The sequence below is a fragment of the Shewanella japonica genome (assembly GCF_002075795.1).
GTDB classification, from domain to species: domain Bacteria; phylum Pseudomonadota; class Gammaproteobacteria; order Enterobacterales; family Shewanellaceae; genus Shewanella; species Shewanella japonica.
In genome coordinates this window covers 2,301,406-2,324,156 of sequence record NZ_CP020472.1, presented here as the reverse complement: position 1 = coordinate 2,324,156, position 22,751 = coordinate 2,301,406, and the positions used below count along the sequence as shown (strand labels likewise).

The 22,751-nt window shown below is 39.9% G+C and carries 15 protein-coding genes; 3 read left to right on the top strand and 12 right to left on the bottom strand.

Translation table 11 applies throughout. From position 1 onward, the window contains the following. Window positions 1–8: 8 nt before the first annotated feature. The 7 genes from SJ2017_RS09890 to SJ2017_RS09860 all read right to left on the bottom strand — a co-directional run bounded on the left by SJ2017_RS09890 (window position 9) and on the right by SJ2017_RS09860 (window position 9,100). Window positions 9–1,433: an aldehyde dehydrogenase family protein gene (locus tag SJ2017_RS09890; protein ID WP_080915645.1), complete on the bottom strand. Its 1,425-nt coding sequence runs from the start codon at window positions 1,431–1,433 to the stop codon at window positions 9–11. A 258-nt stretch (window positions 1,434–1,691) separates the two neighbouring features. Beyond that, window positions 1,692–2,798 (bottom strand): aldose epimerase family protein, encoded by a 1,107-nt coding sequence (locus SJ2017_RS09885; protein ID WP_167692910.1) that lies wholly within the window; start codon window positions 2,796–2,798, stop codon window positions 1,692–1,694. Between the two features lie 18 nt (window positions 2,799–2,816). Next, on the bottom strand, window positions 2,817–3,596 hold the full coding sequence (locus tag SJ2017_RS09880) for an SDR family NAD(P)-dependent oxidoreductase (protein WP_055024030.1): 780 nt from the start codon (window positions 3,594–3,596) through the stop codon (window positions 2,817–2,819). Between the two features lie 82 nt (window positions 3,597–3,678). Continuing rightward, window positions 3,679–5,268, bottom strand: coding sequence for a sugar porter family MFS transporter (locus SJ2017_RS09875; protein ID WP_244899793.1), 1,590 nt, complete (start codon window positions 5,266–5,268; stop codon window positions 3,679–3,681). A 291-nt stretch (window positions 5,269–5,559) separates the two neighbouring features. Further along, window positions 5,560–6,426, bottom strand: coding sequence for an SMP-30/gluconolactonase/LRE family protein (locus SJ2017_RS09870; protein WP_080915643.1), 867 nt, complete (start codon window positions 6,424–6,426; stop codon window positions 5,560–5,562). Window positions 6,427–6,483: 57 nt separating this feature from the next. Continuing rightward, complete coding sequence (locus SJ2017_RS09865) at window positions 6,484–7,647, bottom strand: mandelate racemase/muconate lactonizing enzyme family protein (RefSeq protein ID WP_055024032.1); 1,164 nt, start codon at window positions 7,645–7,647, stop codon at window positions 6,484–6,486. 34 nt (window positions 7,648–7,681) lie between these two features. After that, entirely contained in the window at window positions 7,682–9,100 is a 1,419-nt protein-coding gene (locus tag SJ2017_RS09860; RefSeq protein ID WP_080915642.1) for a sulfatase-like hydrolase/transferase, read from the bottom strand. Between the two features lie 768 nt (window positions 9,101–9,868). Here SJ2017_RS09860 and SJ2017_RS09855 point away from each other — a divergent pair. The 3 genes from SJ2017_RS09855 to SJ2017_RS09845 all read left to right on the top strand — a co-directional run bounded on the left by SJ2017_RS09855 (window position 9,869) and on the right by SJ2017_RS09845 (window position 15,114). Continuing rightward, entirely contained in the window at window positions 9,869–12,415 is a 2,547-nt protein-coding gene (locus SJ2017_RS09855; RefSeq protein WP_080915641.1) for a TonB-dependent receptor, read from the top strand. A 610-nt stretch (window positions 12,416–13,025) separates the two neighbouring features. Then, on the top strand, window positions 13,026–13,499 hold the full coding sequence (locus SJ2017_RS09850; RefSeq protein ID WP_055024035.1) for an Lrp/AsnC family transcriptional regulator: 474 nt from the start codon (window positions 13,026–13,028) through the stop codon (window positions 13,497–13,499). Between the two features lie 259 nt (window positions 13,500–13,758). Next, window positions 13,759–15,114, top strand: a complete 1,356-nt coding sequence (locus SJ2017_RS09845) for a sodium-dependent transporter (RefSeq protein ID WP_080915640.1) — start codon at window positions 13,759–13,761, stop codon at window positions 15,112–15,114. A 73-nt stretch (window positions 15,115–15,187) separates the two neighbouring features. Here SJ2017_RS09845 and SJ2017_RS09840 read toward each other — a convergent pair whose 3' ends face one another. From SJ2017_RS09840 to SJ2017_RS09820, 5 genes are all read right to left on the bottom strand, one after another. Continuing rightward, on the bottom strand, window positions 15,188–16,381 hold the full coding sequence (locus SJ2017_RS09840; RefSeq protein WP_055024037.1) for a cation:proton antiporter: 1,194 nt from the start codon (window positions 16,379–16,381) through the stop codon (window positions 15,188–15,190). A gap of 235 nt (window positions 16,382–16,616) precedes the next feature. Next, window positions 16,617–18,509: a CRTAC1 family protein gene (locus SJ2017_RS09835; RefSeq protein WP_080915639.1), complete on the bottom strand. Its 1,893-nt coding sequence runs from the start codon at window positions 18,507–18,509 to the stop codon at window positions 16,617–16,619. 75 nt (window positions 18,510–18,584) lie between these two features. Then, window positions 18,585–20,144 (bottom strand): sulfatase family protein, encoded by a 1,560-nt coding sequence (locus tag SJ2017_RS09830; protein WP_240433858.1) that lies wholly within the window; start codon window positions 20,142–20,144, stop codon window positions 18,585–18,587. A gap of 95 nt (window positions 20,145–20,239) precedes the next feature. Then, the gene (locus tag SJ2017_RS09825; protein WP_080915638.1) at window positions 20,240–21,187 is read right to left on the bottom strand and encodes a HEAT repeat domain-containing protein; all 948 of its coding nucleotides are present in this window, start codon (window positions 21,185–21,187) and stop codon (window positions 20,240–20,242) included. A 101-nt stretch (window positions 21,188–21,288) separates the two neighbouring features. Beyond that, the gene (locus SJ2017_RS09820; protein WP_080915637.1) at window positions 21,289–22,656 is read right to left on the bottom strand and encodes a hypothetical protein; all 1,368 of its coding nucleotides are present in this window, start codon (window positions 22,654–22,656) and stop codon (window positions 21,289–21,291) included. Window positions 22,657–22,751 lie beyond the last annotated feature (95 nt).

Sequence of the window (22,751 nt, the reverse complement as noted above, 5' to 3'; positions counted from 1 at the left end):
GATACTGATTAAAGAGCACGTGAAATACGTTTGTAGCTAAGGTAATCGTCGAGCGCTAGCAACGAACAATCAACCCCAACTCCTGACTGCTTGATCCCAAAGTGCGGCAGATTAATCGCATATTTAATGCCGTTAACTTGCACTTCGGCAAACCTCAGTTCACTCGAAAAATGGGCAATTCTGGTTTCGTTTTGGGTGAAAATATATGAGGTTAAGCCCGCATCAGTATCATTAGCATCAGCTAGCACAGCCTCATCGTTTGAGAAGGTTGAAATACAAATAACGGGACCGAAGATTTCTTCCTGATATATCGCCATCTCTGGTGTGACACCCGTCAAAATGGTCGGACTATAGTAGTAGCCAGTCTCTAATCCTTTTGGCTTTCCGCCACCTGTAAGTAGTGTTGCACCTTGTTTGATTGCATCCTTAACGAGATTATCAATACGAATCCAAGAAGCCTCATCCATTAAAGGTCCCATATCGATGTCTGCATTTTTATCGAAGCCGACCTTAACATTGCTTGCTTTAGTCAGTAGCATGTCGATAAATTGTGCAGCGATCGTTTCATCCACAAATACGCGGTTTGGTGTTACACAAATTTGACCCGCATTACTGAATTTAACGCCACTTATGACATCAGCAGCAGTATTTAAATCTGCATCTGCAAACACAATAGCGGGCGCATTACCACCTAGTTCCATTGAATATCGTTTGATCGATGTCGCACCGGTTCCGATAACATGTTTACCTACATTGGTTGAACCGATTAATGTTAAAAGTGCTGGAATAGTGGATGACGAAATAGCATCTCCGACTTTATGATCAGGACCCGATATGATGTTAACAACACCGGCTGGCAAACCAATTTGAGCGCAAAGTTCACCTACTGCATAAGCTGATAATGGCGTTTTTACCGATGGTTTAATGACAATGGGACAGCCTGCAGCCATCGCAGGACCTATTTTGTAAGCCAAATTAAGTAAAGGAAAGTTCCAAGCTAAAAACGCGGCAGCGACCCCTAACGGTTCACGTCTTAACTCATGTGAATGGGTGCCCTCTTTGTCTTCGAGCGGCTCTTGCTCCATGGTTAACATCGCATCAGCATAAAACTCTAAACTATCGACTAACATTTGGAAATCATCTTTCGTTGATGACCAAGGCTTTGCCATTTCTAGCTGAATACAATCTCGTAAATGCTGCTCATTTTCTACTACCGCATCACGGAGTTTAAACATCCAATCAGTACGCTCTTTAATCGATGTTTTCGACCAAATCGGAAATGCATTTTCTGCTGCCACTAATGCTTGCTCAGCATGTGGAATATCTGCAGCGGCGATACTGCCTACAGGTTGCAATGTTGCTGGATTAACAACATCTGTCGTTACATTGCTTGTAACAAGCTCGCCACCGATATAAAGTTTTTTATAAAGCATTAGTACAGCTCCATTTGTATCATTCTAAAACATTACTCGTTGTTAACTGCTTGCCTAGTTAGCGCAAAGCTAAGTCACCTATTAATAGGTCTCATCACAAGTAAAAATTCACAACCACATAACATGATAACTATTTAAACATATGATGTTTAAAATAACAATCCTATCGGCAGAGATTCTCTTAAAATTGTTAAAAAAATGTTTTACCCTCGACATGGGTTTTAAAGCAAGATTGGTTAATAGCGTAAATTCAGACAGTTATTCGATAAAACAGCTAACACTCCAGCTGTGCTTGCCGCTCGCAGGAACCTGCGCATATTCATTTTTAGTCATGGCCTGTTGCAGTGAGTCATGCCCGCCTATACAGGGTTCCAGCCCAACAACATAGGCTGGTGCTAATGCACTTCCTGACCATCCTTGATAATTGAGCCAAAGACCAACATGACTCACTTCATCTGAATAATACGAAAAGCCACAGCGCTGCGCACCGTTATCACGAGTCAGTGCCACTGTGATCAAGTTATTTTGAGCATTGTTATTCATGGGCTTACTAAAGAGCTTTGATGCAAAATGGCTTTGTTTGTCCATCACATAAGATAAACAACAATATTGAGAATATCGCTGATTATCGCAGGACTGACTCGCGAAGGGCTGATTTAAAGCCTGAGTACCTGCTTTAAAGGTATGGTTTTCAATTAGGCTATCGATGTTGGAAGGAGCGTAAGTGTATGGCCAATGAATTACAGACTCTGAATGATTAAAAAACCGATGAAAGCCATTATCTGTATAAAATTGTTTTATGTTGTCACTAAGTTGTATTTGCATGCCTGGTTGCGCAGCAAATATTGGATGCATTGACCACATATAAGGCAGTGGATTAAGACCAAGATTGACCAGTTGATAGTGAATAACAAATTCATGACTGTCTTTATGTAAAGTAATACTACGAGTAAATTGATATGGCAGCTGCCTACCTTGGCAACATAAAGACAATGTCACAAAGTTATCAGTTTCGATGATTTTAGTTATCTTCCAAGGTAAGCACCATAGTTCACCGTGATCTGGCAGCGCTAAATCCTTATAACCTTCTGCTGAGTAAATCTCTTGCTTAATACTTGGAAAACATTCATCCCAACCTCCCGTATCGAATCCATTAATAAAGGAGTCGCCATATTCTGGCACTGACATCTTGGAATAAGGTGACTGCTGCAACCATTCATATTGATTCGTTAACGACTTTAACGAGACAATCTTAGCCCCTAATTCAGGTACGATGCTCATAGATACACGTGCATTTGCTAAGGTAATCACTTCAACATTGGTTTCTTTCTTGCCTGATAAAGCCTTTACGAAAGAACGAGTCAACGTCAACATCAATGATAATTAATCGTGATAAATAACAGAACGTCCACCGTCAACAACTAAGCTTTGGCCAGTCATAAAACTTGAATCGTCTGAGGCTAAAAATAATGCAGGCTTGGCAATTTCAGCTGTCGTGCCATTACGTTTCAATGGATGTACGTCGCCCATTGCTTTACGTGAGCCTTGTGGGTCATCGGTATTATCCCATGACTTGAATGCCATAGGCGTCTCAATCATACCTGGACATAACGCATTTACGCGGATATTAAATTGGGCAAACTCAACCGCCATATTTCTTGTTAACCCGATAACGGCATGCTTTGTCACTGCGTAAGGAAAGTAACCCGGTACAATTTTAAAAGAATGAACCGAGCCCACATTGACTATGCTACCTCGTTGATGCTTTTTCATGTATGGGTACACGGCTTTACTGCAAAACCACATTCCATCCACGTTAACTGAAAAACTTTTTTTCCACGCATCTACGCCCACAGCATCTATATCATTGCCTGGACTTATTAATGCAGCATTATTAATGAGTATACTTGGCTCACCTAACTCTGCGACTGTATGAGCAACCATGGCATTGACTAATGTTTCATCTGAGATATCCACGGCAAAAAAAGTGGCATCAAATCCTTGAGCAACAAGTTGACTTGCCACTTGCATACCTAGTGCTTCGTTCCTATCAGCAATACACACTTTAGCACCTTGCAGGCAAAACTCTTGTGCAATAGCAGCTCCAATACCATCTGCGCCGCCTGTAACAATCGCAACTTCACCTAATAAACGTTCAGACATAGTTATCTCTATTATTGTTTTGTGTTATTGATATTTCTTGTATGAGCCAGTTTTAGGATTAATGCAGCTCATTTCTTTGCCACTATTTTGCATTGACCAAGTCTCGTTCAATCGCTTCAATCGTTTTACCTTTTGTTTCTGGCAAGATTAACCACATTACAATGCAGCCAATAAACGCCACGCCACCATAATACAAAAACGTATTGGCAGCGCCCATATTTTCTAATTGCCAAGGGAAAAACTGCTGAATACTCCAACTTGATATACTTTGCACTAATGCTGCGAAAGGTAAAGCGACACTCCGTACTCGACTGGAGAAAATTTCTGAAAATATGACCCACATGATTGGGCCAATTGACATGTTAAAAGCAGCGAGAAATGCAAATAAACCGAACAATACAAAAGCTGGATTAATATTAATTGATGCGTTAATCACAGCGCCACTCACTAACGGCAACTCTTTTTTGGTATATACACTCGCTAAGTCAGCTTTGAGTTCAACGTCAGTTTGGTAGTGTTTACCTAATAACGGTAACAATTTATCGGCATCAACTTGCTGCTCTGCAACCTTTTCAATCACAGGTTGGTTAATCACGTAGCTTGCATTATCAAAACCATACCAAATAGAGACATGGGCTAAGGTAATTAACAACAAGCCAATCACGGTCAGCGCTTTTCGACCCAGTTTTTCAACGGTAAAAATAGCCACTAAGGTAAACAACACCGACACACTACCTAATACAATGGTCTGCAAAAAGGTGTTTTCAACACTCATGCCTATTTGTTCAAATACGGTAGGCGCATAAAATAGCACCGCATTCATACCCGTTGCCCCTTGAACCACCGCATAACACACGGCTATTAACACTAAATACCGCATTGGCTTACTGAATAATAATTTAAGTTGCTGCATCACTGACTGGCTACTGTCTTGCTTAACAGTTTGTTTAATCTCAGCCATCAAAGGGGCAACTTCATCCTGCTCAGTAATTCTTTCAAAGACTGTTTGGGCTTCTTGATCACGTTGTTTACTGATTAACCACCGAGGAGACTCTGGGATGGTCAATAATAGTGAGAACCATATGATGTTAGGAATAATTTCGAAACCTAACATTAATCGCCAAATATTTTCATCTGTTAATGATTCAATGTTTCCAATTGATTTTACAAGGAAGTAATTAATAATAAATGCACAGAGGCTGCCTAAGGTAATTAATAACTGATTGACCGACACAAACTGACCACGCTGTTTAGCTGGCGCTATTTCGCCGATATACATGGCGGACACTGTGATGGAGGCAAAAGCAACCCCACCGATAAATCGACCTACCACTAACATTTCATAACTTACTGCAAATGCAGATATAACTGTTGATAGTGAATACGTAAGCGAAATCCCAATCAGCACCTTTTTACGCCCAAAACGTTGACATAAACTGCCTGTAAAAAATAACGCTAGAATAACCCCAACAATCGCACAGCCCACAACATTGCCCGTTTGCAGACTGGTCAACTCAAATTGAGAACTCACATAACGAAGTGCGCCAGAAATGTTTGCAGCATCAAGTCCAAATACAAATCCACCGAAAGCGGCAATCATCGAAAATTTAATGGCTTGAATATGTTTATTCGTTTTTGTTATGGCGTTGTCTGCGGTTGATGTCTCTATCACGGTGAAATCCCCAGTTTTTTGCAGTCAGTTAACCTTGCTTATGTCTGGTAAATTCACTTGAGTTTCACCAAGGTACAATTTACTGATAAGAGGGTTTAGTTATAATTTATTAACAAGATTTAAACATATGATGTTTAAATAGGCAATATGTTTATAGGAATGTTAATAAAATTATTCCTGAGCTTAGAAAGTCCGGATTTACTCAGAGATGAAGAAATTCATCCAGGATGAGAATGACGAGATAAAAAAAACGGAGTCAGTGACTCCGTTCAATGAAAAAACAACAATAATCTAGGCAATGATCACAGCTGGCTCATATACGCCCTTGATCTGCTCAGAGACTAACAGTGTTGTGCCATGTTCATGCGGTAATACAGGCTCTTGTTCAAGTCCACATTGCGCTGTCGTCGTATAAAGTTGATGGGCATTAACGCCTCCGAAACCAGGACAAGTTGGCCGCAGAGTCCCAACATCAATGCGTGATAACTCTTCACCTGATGGTGAAATACACACCACACAAGCGCCATCCCATAGTGCTACCCACACATTGCCACTTGCATCAACAACAGCCCCGTCGGGTGAAAATTTTGTTGAAGAAAAATCTGCAAATAACGTCGGCTTAACGCCCGCTAGCGGTGCACCATTTTCAGGGTCTAGTTCAAGACTAAACATTTTCTGCGACTGTGAATCGGCGTAATATGCCCGGCAACGAGACTTATCAAAGCACATCCCATTAGGAATAGTCAGTTCTGAAATATATTGAGTCAGCTCACCTTGATAGTAACGATAAAAACTGCCTTTATTGAGGGTTGCCTCGTTATCCATTGTGCCGATCCAAAAGCCGCCCCAAGGATCTGCCCTTCCATCATTACTGCGATTCGTTGTTAATGTATGTTCTACATTAATAATTAACACTGTTTTTTGAGTTAATAAGTGAAACTGATATAAGCCTGTTTCTGTCGCAATTAATAAATGGGCTTCATCAATCCAACCTATGGCCGTAGCCATTTCTGCTAACTGATATTCCACAGTTTGTGTAGCACTCTTACCTCTGATTAATTTATTGGGAAAATCAACCCAATAAAGCGTTTGCGTAAGTGGATGCCACAACGGGCTTTCACCAACATAGTTAATTCTTGCATCAAAAAGCTTACTCATAACATCCCTTGTAACACATGCTGTTATTTTACTGCATTCAATCAGTCCCTAGTCAAACTACCAATTGGTATGTGAACCATCACGTTTGCTTAAATGCGGCGCTTCAACTTCAATCGGCGTCGCTTTTCTAAACGCGGCTTCATTCACTTCGACACCTAAGCCGGGTAATTCAGGTACCGTAAATTGAGGGCCAGATAAAGTATGCTGCACAGGAAATAGTGCCTTATCATGGGCTCCAAATGGGCTGAACGGCCCTTGATGGGTTTCCATTAAACTAAAGTTAGGTAAAGCTGCTGCAAAATGGTTGGTTGCAGCAGTACAAACTGGCCCTAGGGGGTTATGAGGCATGACATCAATATAATGTGCTTCTGCCCAGCCTGAAACCTTCATCGCCTCAGTGAGACCACCAATATTACACACATCCACACGCAAATATTGCGTCAAACCTTGCTCAATATAAGGCTTGGCGGCCCATTTAGAGCTAAATTCTTCGCCGATAGCAAATGGAATGTTTGTCATGGTTCTTAAAGTTTTGTACGCATCAGGAGATTCGTGACGAATAGGCTCTTCAATAAAATCTAAGGTGTCTGGCGCTAAACGCTGACAAAATGAGGCGGTTTCAGCCACGCTCAACCTATGATGATAATCAATACCTAAGGTAATATCTGGCCCCAGTATTTTGCGTAAGTCATTTAAACAGCGAGCTGTGCGAGTGATAGACTCTTGCGGTTCAAAGTAAACTGGATCATCAAAACGACTCGGTATCACTCGAATGGTCGTCCAACCTAACTCAACTAAGGCCAAGGCCTCTTTGGCAAGTTCGTCAAGTTTATCGGGATCAGCCTCTGTGTAACAACAAGCAAAACAAGGAATAGTGTCACGCTGTTTGCCACCGAGTAATTGATATACAGGTACATTTAACTTTTTACCTAGTATGTCATACAAGGCGATATCAATTGCAGAGATGGCAGCGGTGACAACACGGCCACCTTCGAAGTAATGGCTGCGGTATAATTCTTGCCAAATACGGCCAATTTGTCGTGCGTCCTTACCTTTAAGGAATGACGCAAAGTGTTTAACAGCCCCCATCACTGCATATTCACGATTGGATAAACCTGATTCGCCCCACCCAACGATGCCGCATTCAGTCACGACTTTAACAAGTAACTGATTTCTTGCGCCAACGCAGCCCAACAAGGCTTCTACTGATTCAATTTTCATTTGTATTCACCGGCTTATTATTTTGTTTTTATACTTATTGAGTTGCAGGCTCACGATATTTATCCATTCTGTCTAAATCATATTTTTCAAACTTACGCTTTAATAACCATCTTGGGCGCTCAAGCGTTAATTCCCAATCGAATAATGACTTAAACATTGCTCTCACACGCTCTGGGTGTTTCGCAGCTAAATCGTGTTGCTCGCCTGTATCAGATGCTAAATTGTATAACTCTGCAGGTCTATCTGGGTAACGAATAAGTTTCCAGTCTTCGTCACGGATAACGGCTCTGGTTTCCTTTTTCCAGTACATGACTGGATGTGGTCGTGAAGTATTTTCACCATTAATGTACGGAACTAAATCCACACCATCTGTATCAGTAACAGTATCTAAACCACCCGCCGCAGCGACAAAAGTAGGCAGTAAGTCGATTGTGCTTACAGGATAAGTATAACGCTGATTTTCTTTAATTTTCGCAGGCCAACTCATAATAAATGGCACACGGATACCGCCTTCTAAGTGATTTGATTTTGTGCCAGCTAAAGGGGCATTGTTTGATGCATTCTTATCTGATGGCCCACCATTATCATTCGTGAAAACAACAATAGTGTTATCAGTTAAATTCAATGCATCTAGCTTGTCCATGACGACACCTGTTGCACGATCCATTGCTAATGTCATAGCAGCGAGTTCTTGATGTTTTCCTGTTAAATGAGGAAATTGCTTTAAATCTTCAGGCTTTGACTCAAGTGGAGTGTGCACAGCATTAAATGCTAGGTAAATAAAGAAAGGATCAGATTGGTTTCTTTCGATGAAGTCAGCCGCGGCATCACCCAAAATATCAGTTAAGTAACCTTCTCGTTCTTCAAAGTTACCCATGCCCTTTTCAAGTTGTTTATCGTACATAATGTCATTGATATTACTATGTGTAGTGTCAGGGTAAGGAAAATAACTGCGGTCGCCACCTCTGAAACCTAAAAACTCATCAAAACCACGATTTAATGGATGAAATCTATCTGCACTACCAAGATGCCATTTACCAAACATAGCGGTTTTATAACCTTGCTTTTTAAGATAATCAGCCATGGTTAATTGATCTAGTGGTAACCCCATTTCAGCACCATCTAAAGCCGAGTTATCACTCATAAAGCCAGGCACGTTAATTTCTTCATAACCAAATCGTTGTTGATACTTACCTGTCATAAGCCCAGCTCTTGAAGGGCCGCAAGTTGCATCGCTGACATAACCTTGCTCAAAAATAACCCCTTGCTGTGCAATATCATCCAAATGTGGCGTTTGCATAACCTTACTGCCCTGAAATCCAAAGTCTCCATAACCTGCATCATCGGCAAAGATTAAAATGATATTAGGTTGTTCAGTGACTTCTTCGGCAAAGGTATTAAAAGGCAAGGTACTCGATAACAATACCAGACTGCCTATTATTGATGCTTTCATTTAGAAAATACTCCATTTCATATACACGATGATTTACAACTTCATGCTGACAATCGTGACTTACAAGCTAAGGTCTTTACGCCATAAACATTAATAAGGACTAATTACATGCCCAGCGACTATATAAAACGTGCTTAGACAACATGACATTAATACCGACATCACTGTTAAAGGATTGGCGACCTCATATACTCAGCCAAGCCGCAACATATTGTTAACCTACCTTAAATTAACACTAAAACATAGCAATTTAATAAACATATGATGTTTGGATTTATAAACAATGTTTTCGAGGTCAGCCAACAACTAGCAATATTGAACAGCTGTAAATCGATTTCGCATGATGATGAAAAGTAACGTTAATCATTGAGCTTACTGTAAAAAGACATCTACAACCTGTCCTAAATTCTATTTCTTTTATTGATAAACCATCCATTTTGAAATCTTTGCTTTGGGTTCTTATCACCACAATAAATTGATTTTTTTATTTACAAAAATACCACAAGCAAGGACAATTTCACCAATAAATAACAGAAAATCAATGCGATAGACCGTGAGAATAACAAAAGTTTAACATGTTGCACATTTAAACATCATATGTTTAAATACTTCACATGAACTGTATTGCCTGTTTTTTATACATATACCAACAAGCAGGTTTTAATACATCGTGAACAGTTAGTCGTCGTTTACTCGGTTCATTTTGTATGGGGGGGGAAGTCACATTCCCGCAATGAGACATAAATAATAAATACACGGAGTAAGAAAATGCCGAAATATAGTAAATTGCACAAAGCAATATTGCTGGCTGGTTGTTCTTTTGCAGCCACATCAAGCAATCTATATGCGCAGGATGGAACGGATAATGCTGAACAGGCCACTTCAACAAAAGATATTGAAGTCATCATGGTCAGCGCGCAAAAGCGTGAGCAAGCATTAAAAGATGTTCCTGTTTCTATTGAAGTACTCGATGGCGACTTAGTTCAAGAGTTAGGCGTACAAAATGGCTTTGATCTTGTTAAATACCTACCAGGTTTCGGTATTGATGAAAGCAGTGAGATCCGAACAACTACACTAAAATCACGTGGTATTGGAACATTCACTAACTCTATTGGTTTGCAATCATCAAATTTAGTAGTCATTGATGGTGAAGTTTTACCTCGACAGTCAATGCTTAACCTTGCGGTCGCTGATGTCGAACGTGTTGAAGCTTTACGTGGTCCACAAGGTACCCTATTCGGCCAAAATACCTCCACGGGTATGCTGCATTATGTCACCAAAAAACCTAACTTAAATGCTGTTGGCGGCAATATCCGAACTGAAGTCACTCAAGATAACGGTATTGATGTTAGTGGTGTAGTAAATGTACCGATCGGTGATAATTGGGCATTCAGAATGAATGCACAATGGAGTGAAGTTGATGGTTGGATCGACAATACCATGCCAGGTCATGAAGACTACAAAATCGGTGAACAAGATAAATCAGGACTTCGTGGCCAACTGTTATATGACGACGGCGAAGACTTTAATATTTTATTCCGTGCAGAATATGCTGAAACAGATACCAACTGTTGTTCTATGACTCAAATTGGACCTGTAAACCCAGATTACGGGCCAAGACCTATTATTAACGTGAAAGATGACGGTACTATCGAAGGGACAACCTACAACCGTATTAATTCATCTAAATCATTTGATGATGTTGGAAAACCAGTTACTGCACGTAACCCAGAAGCGAACTATGGTTCTACTGAAAATTTAGGTTTTTCTATCGCAGCTGATTATTATCTGAATGACGATTTTACCTTATCGTATAACGGTAGCTACCGTGATTTTGACTTATATAATAGCTCTGGATTCTTCACTCTAAACTTCCCATTAGAGCGCTCAGCCTTTGGTGGTAATGAATCTGTCGATGTGAGCCAACACGAAATACGCTTAAGCTCTTTTGATAATGAAAAGTTTGATTGGATTGTCGGTTTGTTCTACCACAATACTGAAGGTCAACGTTCTGAAAACCGTGATGGCTGTATTGCAGGTAACTTCGGTTTTATTAACGGTGGAGAGTTATCTGGTTGTTATGATCGTCAATCTACCCGTAACTTCTTAAGTATGTATGAAGGCCAAGTATTCGATGAAAGCATGATGGCTGACTTGACCCCAGGGCGTTTATTATCTGGTGGTAACTTCACAACGAATTTCGAAAACTACGCAATTTTTGGTCAATTTGAATATCAGATTACTGACCAGCTTGATGCAACTTTTGGTTTCCGAGCATTACATGAAAACGGTGAAGCAACATTTGAGCGTACAGACTTGTTCACTCCTGCTGATGGTATCGGAATGGATACATACGCCGATGTATTAGCCATGTCGCAAACTGACCCATCATTAATTAAACGTCAAACTGAAAAAACAACGTTTTCTGATTCAGATGATGCCTTTATCTATAAAGCAGTTATCGGTTACGACTTTACTCGCTCTATCCGAGGTTACGTCAACTATTCGACTGGTTACAAAGGTGCATCTTACTTTGTAACAACGAATACGAATCCAGCTGATGCCGATCAATTCCCAACTAAACCCGAACAATCTACTAACTTTGAAGTTGGTTTACGTTCAGGCTTCTTCGATAATGATGTGTTATTTAACATCACCTACTTTGATATGACTGTTGAAGACTATCAAGTTCGTGCAACACGTGTTATTGACGAAGAAAACGGCGTTGTGTTTGCAGGTTATGTTAATGCGAATGAAGCACGCTCTACTGGTTTTGAAGCCGATGCAATTGTCGATATCACCGAAGATCTTCGTTGGACAGCAAGTTACGCTATCTTTGATGCACGTTATGAAGACTTTTCTGATACGCCAATCAACTGTCCTGCTGGTGACGGTGGAGAGTTAGCAGATCGTTGTACTACTGATCCAGTAACAGGTTTACAACGCTTCGATCAAACCGGTCTTTCATTCCCGAATAATGCCGAGCAGCAATTGTTCAGTACGCTTAAATACTCTACCGAGTTCGGTAATACTGGTTGGAACGGTAGCTTACAAGCTAACTGGCGTTATAACGGTGCACATACTCAATCAATTAATGAATTAGCACTAAACCAAAGTGCTAACCCATCATCAAGTATTTGGGATCTGTACTTTAACTTTGGCCAAGATAATTTACGTTTCAGTTTATACGTGAAAAACTTATTTGACCAAGCTTACACTACACGTCAAAACACCAACCAAGAAGGTTACGGTCAAGGGTTCTACCCACGTGATTGGAATCGCTTTTACGGTGGCAGTGTTCAGTATATTTTCTAAGTTGACACTGATTTAACTGAAGTCACATTTGCTATATAGCTAACCTTGTGGAGGCTGCCCCAACAGCCTCCAATTAATACGGTTACATTCCTTATTAAAGGCGTCTGGTAAATGATGACAACTGAGTTATTTAACCGCTGTATTTAAGCAATCGACAACGTATCTTGCATCCCTTTCTGCAACTTTCGTTGTCGATTTTTCTTTAAATATCATAATGTAATTTTAATATTCAACCTTCTGGTGTATTACCTTCATTAAGGCTTGTATTTATTCTTTACCGTCTTAAATTAATAGGTTTTACTCGATAGCATCACGTTATTGTTTGCCAGTATGGGTATCACTCGGTATCCGCCCTTCTGTTAAGTTTTAACGAATAAGCATGTAAGCTTTCTGAGCGACTCCCCGCGTGAAGTCAGCTTCATGCTTATTGGTTACTGGTTCGATTTTAATTATTGCAAATGAGTCAATGAGTAACAGTATTTACTGGCTATACTCAGTTAATTACAATAAGTCCTAACCCGCTTATAATTAACCTTTACTAGTTTTAATGAACATGTCGTTTTCACATTAACCCATGTTGTTATTTCTTAACGAGAGTGCTGAATAGACTATGACCAACTTAGTATTAGATCCCACAGATTTTGCCATATTATCGTTATTGCAAACCCATGGCAGACTCTCAAATCAAGATCTAGCTGCAAAGGTTAATTTGTCACCTTCTCCTTGCTCAAGGCGAGTTAAATCTCTTGAAGAGGCGGGTTATATCAATGGTTATGCAACATTACTCAATCCTGAACAATTTAACCTAAAACTCACCGTTTATATCCAAGTCAGACTCGCCAAACATGCAAGTGACGTATTAAACGCATTTGAGTTATTCATTAGTGAGTATGATGAAGTGCAAGAATGCTGTCTGATCACGGGCAGTGAGGCTGACTATCAACTCAAAGTCTTAGTTAAGGATATGGAAGATTACAAAGAGTTCTTACTTAATAAGTTGACCACAAACCCGCATATTGTGGGTATTCAATCCAGTTTCGTACTCAAAAAAGTAAAAAGTACCACTGCAATTCCTATGGGTTGACCCTGACCTTTGTGAAGTAACTCTCACTTTGTCTAAGTCACTTAACTCAAATTAAATTGCGTCAGTTAACGCAATTGATAAAAACATAACAACAAATTGCTAGAATCGACCAAATAAAAGAATTTTATTTCAAAAATAGAATCTAAAAATATCATTTATTGCACGATAACTTACCGAATAAGCTATTTAATTTATTGACCCATTATTGATTTTCACTATGATGCGCTCTCTTTTTTAACATATAGAGTTAAGCGTAAGCATGAGCGTGAATACAAGCGGACAATTTAGTTCAAGAATCGGTTTTATTATGGCTGCAGCAGGTTCAGCTGTAGGAGTGGGCAATATCTGGGGGTTTCCAACACAAGCGGCGACCTACGGCGGTGGTGCATTTTTGTTAGTTTACGCTTTACTGATCGTATTGCTGGGTTACCCGATGTTGATGGCGGAATTAATGGTCGGTCGTCATGGTCAAACTAACCCAGCTGATTCAATGGCAAAACTTGGCTCAAATGCCCTTTCAAGAAAAATAGGTAAAGCCATTGGCTTTGTTTCCATCATTACCGCTACGCTCATTTGTACTTTTTACAGTATTTTATCTGGTTGGTTTGTTAGTTTTGCATTAGCCCCCGTTGCAGAACTCACTCAACAGCAATCACTTTCTGCTTGGCTCACCAAATTTTCAGTATCACGTAATTTAGTGTTCACATTAGTGTTTATTGCATTAGTTATCTTAGTCATCAGACAAGGTGTACAACAGGGTATTGAACGCTGGTCAAAAAGATTAATGCCACTACTGTTAATCATGCTTATTGCTGGTGCAATGTATATCTTGAGTCAGCCTGGTGCAATTGAGGGATTAAAAGCCTTATTGGTACCCGATTTTACTATGGTATTTCATACTGATGTTTTGGTTAGCGCACTAGGACAAACCTTTTTTTCATTATCTGTGGGTACGGGTGCGATGATGGTTTATGGCGCTTATTTAAATAAACAAGAAAATTTAGCTAAGCTTACTGCATACGTGACTCTCACGGACACCTCAGTAGCATTTCTGGCCGCGCTGATGATTATTCCAGCAATGTATGTCGCACAACATAATGGGGTGCAAATATTTGCAGAAGACGGCAGTTTACTCAATTCTGATACATTAGTGTTCACAGTATTACCGGCATTATTCGACTCAATTGGTGGGTATAGTCAATATATACTGGCTATTGTATTCTTTGCCTTAATGACCATAGCAGGCTTAACGTCAGCGATATCTATTGTTGAAGTACCCACCAGTTACATAGTAGAAAAATCCACTATCAGCCGAAATAAGGCGACATTATTGGTCGGCGGGGTTATTGCAATCCTTGCCTCATTAATCGTGTTTAATTTTGCTAGTTTATTTGGTTTTATTATTACCATGACAACTGAAAGAGCTCAGCCATTAATTGCTTTGGGTATTGCGGTATTTGTTGGCTGGGTATGGCATAGAAATGATTTATTAAAAGATATTGCCAATCAAGAAGGCGTAGATGCAGATAGCTTGTTCTGGCGAGTATGGCCTGTTTACGTCAAATTTATTTGTCCACTGCTCATTATCGTTATCATTATGCAGCTAGTTAACTAACGCTATCATTCGCGGCATAGGCATCAGTCTCAGATTTACATGCAGACTCATGTCTATGCCGCTTTGTCTTGGCCTAATTCACTCGACTGCTTATCCATTTCGATAATGGTTTTGCCGTCATACCGTGCAAAATTAAACTAATAAACACAGTACAGATTACTGTCATTGCCATGAACTCTCCGCCCGGTAAATCTCGCTCGAGCATGATGACAACAAACACGATTGATGCAAGACCTCTAGGACCAAACCAGCCTAAGAATAACCGTGACGCCACGTTTTCCCCTTTAAGGCCTAGGGATAAGAATATTGGCAACATTCGCACTACCGTTAAGCTTAGCAACGCATAAATCAACATAGTCCAGGTAAATGCTTCAAACGCACGACTGATAATCACCGCGCCAAAGAGCATCCAAGTTAGTAGCGCTAAAATCTCGCCGATGCCTTCAGTGGGTAATATCATTTTATGTTTGTGTTCTTTCATTAAGTAGCCAAATAATAATCCGCCCGAAAACGCTGCGATATAACCACTTCCCTCTAATGATTGCGCAATAGCAAAACAACAAAGCGCTAAGCTAAGAACAATATTTTGGCTCCAAATTTCAGTAATCCAATTTTTGCTATAACAGTAATGAATCAGTTTACTGGCCAAATAACTGGCAGATAACCCAACGATTAAGCCAATACCTAGTTCTTCTAATAAAAATTCAAATGCAATATGGGTCACTTGCCCTTCTACAACGCTGCCCGCTGCTAATGCAAGAAATACGAACAGAATAGGCACACATATGCCGTCGTTAAGGCCACTTTCAATATTTAAGCCTTCACGTAACTTTGATGGCACTATTGGGCTCGTCACTACGGCTTTACCTAACGCAGCATCTGTCGCTGCCAGCATAGTCGCAAGGGCTGCCACTTCGTAAACACTCAAATTAGGAAATAATAAGTATCCAACAGCAAAGCCCATTAAAATAGCACCAGGTAATCCGTAAAGCAGCATTCTTGATGGAATCGCAATATGGCGCTTTAAAATGGATAAATTACTGTTTGACGCATCACAAAATAACACGACTGCTAAGGTTAAATCTGCGAATACTCTCATGCCTGAACCATCAACGCTTTTGCCTAACCAGCCAAGCATCTCAGGCCCTAAAACAAAACCAACAACCACAAACACCATAGGCCCGGAAATCATCGAGTTTTCGACTCGGCCAGCGATTAAACAATAACTGAAAGCAAAAATAGTTAAAATTGCTAACTCTTCGTACATAACTCAATCTCCATATTGAGGTCATTAAGGCAAAAAGTGCGAGGTTTAAGCCAATCAATATTGTGTTTATTACCATTGAATACTGCGTCGCAATCATATAAGCCATAACTTCTTAGATTGAAAAACAGTGACTTATATCATCCTAAGCTATGATGATTATTTCACCAACCCTTATTACCAATAAAAACGCCCCGATATTATCGAGGCGTTGTTAACTTAGTCGTATTGATAAGGTTTAGTTGATGACATTGATTTGATTCAGTCTGATATTGGTTTGATTTAGATTTTCACCATTAGTCCATTTAACATGAGCAGAATCCACTTTTTCACAACTGCCTAGACCAAAGTGTAAATGCTTATTATAAGACTGAGTATACGGCGCTCCTGTTGCACCGACTTTACGTGAAAGAATTTGGCCACATGCCTTCAATAACACCACCGCTCCCATAGCTGTGGCATCGTTTGATGGCGAATTGCCAATGTCTAGCACAACATAATTGGTATTGTCTTTCGTTAGCGACTCATTTTTAAATAGGTGCCATTGACCACGTTCATTAGCATAAATGATATCGACAAAACCATCCTTGTTATAATCAAAGCTATCACTGCCAGCACCCAGCGCGCCTAATTCTTTCGAGACGACTCCATGCCCTTTTGCAAGGGTAAACTGTCCTTGACCATTATTGAGCCATAACAATTGACTTGTTTCAGTTGATAAATCACCTTGTTTTATGACTAATAAATCTTGATGTCCCGAATTAGTGAAATCGGCAACGGTCACACTTGAAGTATGCTCGTTGATCGCTAAGTTAGCTTTTTGAGTCACATCAACAAAACGTCCGTGTTTATTTTCTAATAGTAAATCAGTCGGTGCACTAGGTTGCACATTCGCATCATACTGTTTTACCCCTTTTATAACACCGGTGGTCGGCGAAAATGTATTACCAGCAATGCGCCAAGTGTCATTGCCTATATATCCGACATACATGCCTTTATTAGGCAGTTTATCGGGCCAACCTAAGGCATTACTGCTCACAAGTTTGACATTTTGGCCACGATGACGCTCACCTTCAAATTGATATTTATAAGTGCCTTCACCCACAAAAATATCTTGGCTCGGATAAGGTGATTGATAATTTTCTAACTCGAAAGTGTCGCCAATGACCAAGTCTTTAAACCGAAATTTGCCACGTTTTGTATAAAACGCAAAAGTGTTAGATTTTTCATCGAAAAAGGTGTCACCCGCTTCTAATGGCCTTGCTCTTGTCAGGTATAAATCAAAGTCGCCATCATTGTCATAATCTATTTCAGCAATGCCAGTAACATGCCTAATATCCTGTTCAAATAAAGTATCGGTGACATCTTGGTATTGATAACCCCCTGTGCCTTTAAGGGCAATCAGCCTGTTATGACCATAAATTAATAAATCATCTATCTGATCTTGATTAAAGTCCGTGATAAGTACCTTTTGTCCATCTTGATAGGTTTGAGGTAAATCTGTCACATGTACAATATTGCCTTTACCGTCATTTTTGTAGACAAAGTTTTCAGAATCGCTTTTAGGCTTAGGCCCTTTTGCTCTTGAAGGAAAACCCATTAAGAGCAGGTCTAGGTCGCCATTATTATTAGCATCAAAAAACTTACTGGTTCGGCCTCGTAAATTTTGTAGCGGTGGTTTAAATTCATTTCCCTCGATGATTTCACGGCCATTAAAATGGTAAAGCTTTGCATTGCGAGCATTAGAACCCGAGCCACCGCCACGTGAAATGAGTACGTCTAATTTGCCATCATGGTTGTAGTCACTTACACCAATACCATGCATATCACCGACAATCAGATCATAACCTTTGTCGTAAACGCCATTATTGTTCCAATATAGTTTGACGCTATATCCATGATCAGTCAGTAATAAATCCTGAAAGCCATCTTGATCAAAATCGGCAATGACTGGGTTATCCCATTTACGGCGATTCACTTTCTCAAGTTTGATGTCTTCATGAGTGTCGCTAAATGACACCAAAGGCTTCACATTATCGATGTTATTATCGTGGGTGGATTGACAGCCGCCTATAGCCAGCATAACGGCAAGGCTAACAAGTGAAAGGGATCGCTTTGATAAATTATGCATTTGAACATCCTGCTGCAATGCATCACCGTAAGGGCTTACGATGATGACTTAACTAAAAATGGAAAAGTGTGATGATTACTTTTCAGTAGAGTAAGTTTTGTCAAAACGTGGCATGCCATGTAGACGCCATTCCGCTCCTTCAAAGTTTTCGTGAAACCATAAAGGCTGTTTATTATCCCAGCTCCACTTTTCCATCTCACGAACCATATCATTCAATTTATTGCGATGCTTTGAACTGAGATCTTCAGTTTCGTTGGCATCAGTTTCGACGTTAAACAGTTTCCAGGGTTGTTGACTGTGTTTAACAGCTTTCCATTCATTACGTCTCACTGCCGCATCGCTATAGCCTTTGCGATGACGAAGGACATAAAATAATTCATCTTGATGTGGGTTTTTATTGGCACTGAATGCTGGCCAGATGTTCTTACCGTCTAAACGTTTCTGTTGCGGGACGTCCGCGCCAGCAAGCGCTGCAAAAGTAGGATACAAATCCAATGCTAAAACAGGATGTTCAAAACGTTGCCCTGATGCCACCTTGTCAGGCCAATGGAATAACATTGGCGTTCTGTAACCACCTTCATAAACACTGCCTTTACCCTCTTTTAAAGGATAGTTATTGGCGCCTTTACTTAACTTGCCGCCGTTATCACTCATAAAAACGATTAAAGTATTATTAAGTTGATCAGTTTTATCGAGCGTTTCAACAATCTGACCGACACCACGGTCAACGGCATACACCATGCCAGCATAGGTTTTACGTTTTTGGTCTTTGATAGTTGGAAACTGATCCATATCAGATTGTTTCGCCTCAAGTGGCACATGCGGTGCGTTATAAGCAAGATACAAGAAGAAAGGTTTATCATGCTTAGCGGCGTCTTTGACAAAACGGCTAGCTTCACGCGAAAGAGCATCAGTAATGTATTCGTTTTCGTCTACTTCTTTACCATTATGCTCAAGAGGTAAAATGTAGTGATTGATATTCGTATTCCCCTGCTTTAACTGCTCTGCATATTGCGCTTTGAATTGTTGTGGGAAATAATTGTGACCGCCTCCTGTGAATCCATAAAAGTCATCAAAACCACGAGCATTTGGATGGAATTCAGGCGCTTCGCCAAGATGCCACTTTCCAACAGCCCCGGTGTTATAGCCATTACTTTGTAATAGTTTACTAATAAACTGTTCTTCTAACGGCACCCCAACAAACGAGCCTTTAGTCGGTAAATTAAATTGAGAACCTATTTTATGCGGGTATCGACCAGTCATGAGTGCTGCTCGACTTGGGCCACAAAATGGATGCGCGACATATGCCTGTGAAAAAGATGTCCCATTCGCTGCCAGTTGATCTAAATTAGGCGTTTTAATTTCCTTTGAACCATTAAAGCCGACATCGTTGTACCCAAGATCGTCAGTTAATATCAATAAAATATTAGGCTGTTTACCCTTCGTTATTTCAGTATTAGCATCAACCGATAACGCTGGTGCAGCTTCTGCTGATACAGAAATGGCCAGCATTGCCATTGTTAACAGTGCAGTCATATTTCTAGTTGTGATATTACGCGTTAACGACTCCCCCATTAGCGCACCACGCCAATGACTCACAGCCTCAACTATATTATTTATCCGTTTATTGTTCATAACATCCATTTCTCTATCGCTAAGTTATTACTTATATTTAATATTTTTAAAATCTTCTTTGTAATGACACAAGGTATTACTGATAATTATTTCATTCAAATGACACCAAACTCATACAATAAAGCTTCAATATGTTGTTGATGCTCGGTAGCTAAACTATGCCCATTTTGTGCGTGTAACATTGTTAAGGCATTAATTAATTGAGGATCATTCAATTGCCTTTGGCCTATCACTGTTAAGGCTGCATTACTGACATCGTTATCAACGTCAAACAAAGCTTGTTCAAGTAATTCAATCTCATCTTCTCGCTGTACAAGCCCAATCACTTCTATTGCCGCGGCTCTAACTTCAGCATAGGGAGAGTCGTAAAAAGGCTGATATTCCAGATTAAAAGACTGTGTTTCAGCGTCTGTCATTGCCCCTGTTTGACTAGTGAGTTGAATAGCACGCTTAATGTATTCAGGCTGTGTCATTGCATGTAATTGACGTCTTAACGCTTGTCGCTGCTCTGAGGTTATTTTATGTGAAAATTTTTGTTCCAATATTTCGAATGCGATTTCATCATCCGGGTTATCTAGTACAAAATCATATAACCCCTTGGCAACCCTCTCGTTAAAACCAATACTTTCATCAACTACCATGTTGATTACTAAGCTTTTAGCTTGAGTGTTTTTTATTGAATTTATTTCACCCAATAACTCAATAAAATTTAATTCCGTATTTAAATTGTTCAGTTTATTGTCTAATCCGACCAATAATTGGCAGCTTGTTGTAAATTCATTTATGGCATTATTTGGCAATGTATTAACATCGAACTTCGCGAAAGATCTACTCTGTAAAGCGCGTTTGTTTTCTTTGCTATTACCAAGATGCAATTCACTAGCTAAATGATGCGCTTCTTCAGCAGCGGTAATAAACTGATTTCCCTTTAAAGAAATAACGGCATATCGGTATCCCGCAATACTTGAAAATAAGCTGGCAACTAGGATGAGCAAAACCACAGTGAATGCACTTAGCTGAACTCGCTTGTTTGTGATATCCATATAGCCCCATCAAATATCAACAGTGCGGTAAAGTTAATTACCGCACTGGGTTATGTATTAATAACAAGCCAATATATGGTTTGCTTCACGGCAATTAAGCATTATTTATTAATCCAGGCAGTTGCAGGCTTATTGTTCAGCTTTATTGCATCTTCACGATAAAATACTTTCGTTGAACGCTCATAGTTGCCAGTTTTAATAATATTGGCATTTGAAATATCTATCCCAAAACGACCTTTAGCAGAGGTACCAACCGTATTGCGATTTAACGCCGAAGCTATTAACACTGGTGCCATTGGCTTGGTATGCCAACGACGTCCTGATGGATCATTTGGAAAATCTGCAATTTTCGTTCTGCCAACACTTTCACTTGGTTCAACAAAATATTGTGAAGAGGCTCCAATATCTGCCAGTGGTGTATTTTTGGTTTTAGTTAACGAAATACGCCCAGTAAACTTTGTTCTTTCAAAATAACCACGACTGAATGTATTAGAGTCGCTGGAATTGCTCATAATAGTAAAAGCACTATTCACGCCGCGAATGTTTGAGCCGGTAATGTCTGAACATATCTTCTGATGAGGTTTGAGGAACAAAGCTGCCATTCCTTCAGTGTTTTCAATATCAATCATCTTAATATCAGCGATGTTACCCACTCTTGGCCCAGCCTGATTTAAATAATCAGAAGGACGGCCACTACCAGGTTCTAACCTAATCGTTAACCCACCCTCAGCGTCTAAGTTTTTAAGACGCATTTTCTTACCACTAAATAGCTGAATTAAGGCATAGCCTGCTGCCACTTTGGTTGCAGAAATATTTTCTACTACGCCTTTTTCGGGGATCCGGCCATAAGTTGCGTTATTAGCCACCGTTCTTGCGTCACTGTCTGCCACCATAAATAACGAAGGGAAAATAGAATAGTTATCTTTGATGTTAAAGTTTGATAATGCGAAGTTTTTGACATGCCCCACTCTTACTGGAATTGCATTAGAGAAGATGGCACTTTTATTTACGTCTATATTAAAACGACCGCTACCCGTTGAGGTTATTTCAACATTCTGCATTAACGGCGCACGGGGACCTTGGCCATTACGGTTTAAGTTAAATAGCACTTTATCTGCCATTTTAATGGTTTTGCCTGACTGAATTTCTAACCTTACATTCGCTTTAAGATCGATTTGAGCTAATTTGATGTCGTTGCCCATAACTTTAACAACACCGCCATTTGCTTTATTACTCGCACGGTTAATTGCAGCCTGCAGCTGACTCGTTTGCTGCGATGCGTTTCCTGATAAATTGACTGTTTCTGACGTTCCAGTCACTTTGTTAGTGAAATATCTTCCTTGATTACCAATACTTGCAGCTTCTGTTGACGTGCTATAAGTCATTGATGCAATAGAAAGCGTTAACATAGTTCCCATTAAACAATGCTGAATTGTTTTACCTATGCTTTGATTAATAACGCTATTCATAATGTCTCCTAATTGAAATTATTTTTACTGCTTTGCCAACATTGGAGCCGCAAAAACCCAGCTTTTAGCCATTGGCCAAAAGCTGTTTCCAATCT

Excerpts from the sequence above, each read along its gene's own strand:
- SJ2017_RS09890 (WP_080915645.1), bottom strand. The coding sequence starts at position 1,433 with ATGCTTTATAAAAAACTTTATATCGGTGGCGAGCTTGTTACAAGCAAT.
- SJ2017_RS09880 (WP_055024030.1), bottom strand. The coding sequence starts at position 3,596 with ATGTCTGAACGTTTATTAGGTGAAGTTGCGATTGTTACAGGCGGCGCA.
- SJ2017_RS09870 (WP_080915643.1), bottom strand. The coding sequence starts at position 6,426 with ATGAGTAAGCTTTTTGATGCAAGAATTAACTATGTTGGTGAAAGCCCG.
- SJ2017_RS09865 (WP_055024032.1), bottom strand. The coding sequence starts at position 7,647 with ATGAAAATTGAATCAGTAGAAGCCTTGTTGGGCTGCGTTGGCGCAAGA.
- SJ2017_RS09860 (WP_080915642.1), bottom strand. The coding sequence starts at position 9,100 with ATGAAAGCATCAATAATAGGCAGTCTGGTATTGTTATCGAGTACCTTG.
- SJ2017_RS09855 (WP_080915641.1), top strand. The coding sequence starts at position 9,869 with ATGCCGAAATATAGTAAATTGCACAAAGCAATATTGCTGGCTGGTTGT.
- SJ2017_RS09850 (WP_055024035.1), top strand. The coding sequence starts at position 13,026 with ATGACCAACTTAGTATTAGATCCCACAGATTTTGCCATATTATCGTTA.
- SJ2017_RS09845 (WP_080915640.1), top strand. The coding sequence starts at position 13,759 with ATGAGCGTGAATACAAGCGGACAATTTAGTTCAAGAATCGGTTTTATT.
- SJ2017_RS09840 (WP_055024037.1), bottom strand. The coding sequence starts at position 16,381 with ATGTACGAAGAGTTAGCAATTTTAACTATTTTTGCTTTCAGTTATTGT.
- SJ2017_RS09835 (WP_080915639.1), bottom strand. The coding sequence starts at position 18,509 with ATGCATAATTTATCAAAGCGATCCCTTTCACTTGTTAGCCTTGCCGTT.
- SJ2017_RS09830 (WP_240433858.1), bottom strand. The coding sequence starts at position 20,144 with ATGAACAATAAACGGATAAATAATATAGTTGAGGCTGTGAGTCATTGG.
- SJ2017_RS09825 (WP_080915638.1), bottom strand. The coding sequence starts at position 21,187 with ATGGATATCACAAACAAGCGAGTTCAGCTAAGTGCATTCACTGTGGTT.
- SJ2017_RS09820 (WP_080915637.1), bottom strand. The coding sequence starts at position 22,656 with ATGAATAGCGTTATTAATCAAAGCATAGGTAAAACAATTCAGCATTGT.